This is a genomic window from Streptomyces echinoruber, assembly GCF_014651135.1.
Lineage (GTDB): Bacteria > Actinomycetota > Actinomycetes > Streptomycetales > Streptomycetaceae > Streptomyces > Streptomyces echinoruber.
On sequence record NZ_BMWH01000068.1, the window covers coordinates 1 to 2,615 of the forward strand.

The 2,615-nt window shown below is 74.2% G+C and carries 3 protein-coding genes and 1 pseudogene; all 4 read left to right on the forward strand.

The features are described 5' to 3' along the window. Window positions 1-235, forward strand: a pseudogene (locus IE225_RS32415) (aminofutalosine synthase MqnE); the annotation flags it as partial. Between the two features lie 45 nt (window positions 236-280). After that, window positions 281-577: a ferredoxin gene (locus tag IE225_RS32420; protein ID WP_190061251.1), complete on the forward strand. Its 297-nt coding sequence runs from the start codon at window positions 281-283 to the stop codon at window positions 575-577. Between the two features lie 83 nt (window positions 578-660). Next, window positions 661-1,425: a thioesterase II family protein gene (locus tag IE225_RS32425; RefSeq protein WP_190061252.1), complete on the forward strand. Its 765-nt coding sequence runs from the start codon at window positions 661-663 to the stop codon at window positions 1,423-1,425. A 64-nt stretch (window positions 1,426-1,489) separates the two neighbouring features. After that, entirely contained in the window at window positions 1,490-2,392 is a 903-nt protein-coding gene (locus IE225_RS32430; protein WP_190061253.1) for a menaquinone biosynthetic enzyme MqnA/MqnD family protein, read from the forward strand. Window positions 2,393-2,615 lie beyond the last annotated feature (223 nt).

The following is a 2,615-nucleotide window of genomic DNA, read 5'->3' on the forward strand; positions in this document are numbered from 1 at the left end:
GCTCGCCCTGCAGTTCGGCGCGGACGACATGGACGGCTCGGTCGTCGAATACAAGATCACCCACGATGCGGACCGCTTCGGCACGCCCAGCAAGCTCACCCGCGAGGATCTGCTGGAGCTGATCCGCGACGCCGGCTTCCGCCCCGTGGAACGCAACACCCGCTACGAGATCATCCGCGAGTACGACGGCCCCGACCCCGCCCGCCGCGACCAGCCCCAGCCCATGCGGGTGTGACCGGCGGCCCTCTTCTCTCCCCTTTTCTTCGGCAGGCAGGTGGAAATGTCCCCGCAGACGAGCAACGACGAGGAACTCGAGGTCTGGATCGACCAGGACCTGTGCACCGGCGACGGGATCTGCGCGCAGTACGCGCCCGAGATCTTCGAACTGGACGTCGACGGCCTGGCCTACGTGAAGGACACCCGGGACGAGCTGCTCCAGGAGCCGGGCGCGGCCCGGCGGATCCCCCTGGACCTCGTGACCGACGTCGTGGACTCGGCCAAGGAGTGCCCGGGCGAGTGCATCCACGTGCGCCGGGCGTCCGACGGGGTCGAGGTCCACGGGCCCGACGCCGAGTAGCGGCCGCCGCCCTCCCCGCAGTCCGCGGCCGCCGGGATCCGTCGGCCCGCGCGTCGCCTCCTTCGGAAGGACAAGCACCTCCCATGAGTCCCAGCCCTTCGGACGACCTGTGGATCCGCCGGTTCCGGCCCGCGCCCGGCGCGGCGGAGCGGCTGGTGTGCTTCCCGCACGCCGGCGGATCCGCCTCCTTCTACCTGCCGGTCTCCACCGCCCTCGCGCCCGGTGTGGACGTCGTCGCCGTGCAGTACCCCGGGCGCCAGGACCGGCGCCGGGAGCCGGGCCCGACGTCGATCGCGGAACTCGCCGACCGGGTCGCCGAGGCACTGGCCGCCTGGACGGACCGGCCGCTGACGTTCTTCGGGCACAGCATGGGCGCCGTGGTGGCCTTCGAGGTGGCCCGGCGCATGGAGCGCTCCGGGACCGGGCCGGTGCGGCTGTTCGCCTCCGGCCGGCGCGCCCCGTCCCGGGTCCGGGACGAGAGGGTGCACACCCTGGACGACGCCGGCGTCATCGCCGAACTGCGCGCGCTCAGCGGCACCGACGCGCAGTTCCTGGAGGACGAGGAGCTGCTGCGCATGGTGCTGCCCGCCATCCGCAGCGACTACCGGGCGGTGGAGACCTACCGGTGCGAGCCGGGCGCGGCCGTCCGCTGCCCCGTCACCGTCCTGACCGGCGACGCCGACCCCAAGACCTCCCTGGACGAGGCCCGCGACTGGGAGCGGCACACCCTGGCCGGGGCGGACGTGCGGGTCTTCCCCGGCGGCCACTTCTTCCTCTCCGAGCGGCCCGCGGACGTCCTCGCCGTCCTCACCGAGCACTTCGCGGCCACCGCCTCCCGCACGGGCTGACCCCCGCCGGGCGCACCCGGTCCGCCTCTCCCCCACCGACTCCTCTTCCCGGAGCTGTGCACCGATGACCGACCTCTCCGCCGCCCCGACGGCCCCGCCCCCCGCCGGCAGGCGCCGCCGGCCCCGGGTGGGGCACATCCAGTTCCTCAACTGCCTGCCGCTGTTCTGGGGGCTGGCGCGCACCGGCAGCCTCCTCGACCTGGACCTGCGCACCGGCACCCCGGACGGGCTCAACGACGCGCTCGCCACGGGCGAGCTGGACATCGGGCCGATCAGCCTGGTGGAGTTCCTCAGGCACGCCGACGACCTGGTGGCGCTGCCGGACATCGCGGTCGGCAGCGACGGCGACGTGATGTCGTGCCTCATCGTCAGCCAGGTGCCACTGGAGCGGCTGGACGGCGAGCGGGTGGCGCTCGGCTCGACCAGCCGCACCTCCGTGCGCCTGGCCCAGTTGCTGCTGGCGGAGCGGGTCGGGGTGCGGCCGGAGTACTTCGTGTGCCCGCCGGATCTGCGGACGATGATGGGCGAGGCGCGGGCCGCCGTCGTCATCGGTGACGCCGCGCTGCGTGCCGCGCTGCACGAGGCGCCGCGGCTCGGGCTGCACGTGTACGACCTGGGCGGGATGTGGAAGGCCTGGACCGGGCTGCCCTTCGTGTTCGCGGTGTTCGCGGCCCGCCGGGAGTTCCTCGACCGCGCACCGGACCTGGTGCGCCAGGTCCACGCCGACCTGCTCGCCTCCCGCGACCTGTCGCTCGCCGAGGTGACCAAGGTGTGCGAACAGGCTTCCCGCTGGGAGGAGTTCGACGCCGCGACACTGGAGCGGTACTACACGACGGCGCTCGACTTCCGGCTGGGCCCCGAGCAGCTCGCCGGCATCCGGGAGTTCGCCCGCCGCGTGGGCGGCGCCGCCGAGGGGTTTCCGCCCGACGTGCGGGTGCGGCTCCTCACCCCCGACGGCTCCGTCTGAGCCCCCCGACGGCTCTGTCCGAGCCTCGCGCCCCGGCCCTGCGCCGACGCGCCGACCCCTACGCGACCAGGCCCCTGCCCGCCAGGTCCCCGCCCGAGATCCCGACCCCGGAAACCCGGAAAGGCCCGCCCGATGTCCCGACCTCCCCGCTCCGACTCCGACCTCCAGTCCGTCCTCGACCGTGCCGCCGAGGGCGGGCGGATCACTCCCGAGGAGGCGCTCG

Excerpts from the sequence above, each read along its gene's own strand:
- IE225_RS32430 (WP_190061253.1), top strand. The coding sequence starts at position 1,490 with ATGACCGACCTCTCCGCCGCCCCGACGGCCCCGCCCCCCGCCGGCAGG.
- IE225_RS32420 (WP_190061251.1), top strand. The coding sequence starts at position 281 with ATGTCCCCGCAGACGAGCAACGACGAGGAACTCGAGGTCTGGATCGAC.
- IE225_RS32425 (WP_190061252.1), top strand. The coding sequence starts at position 661 with ATGAGTCCCAGCCCTTCGGACGACCTGTGGATCCGCCGGTTCCGGCCC.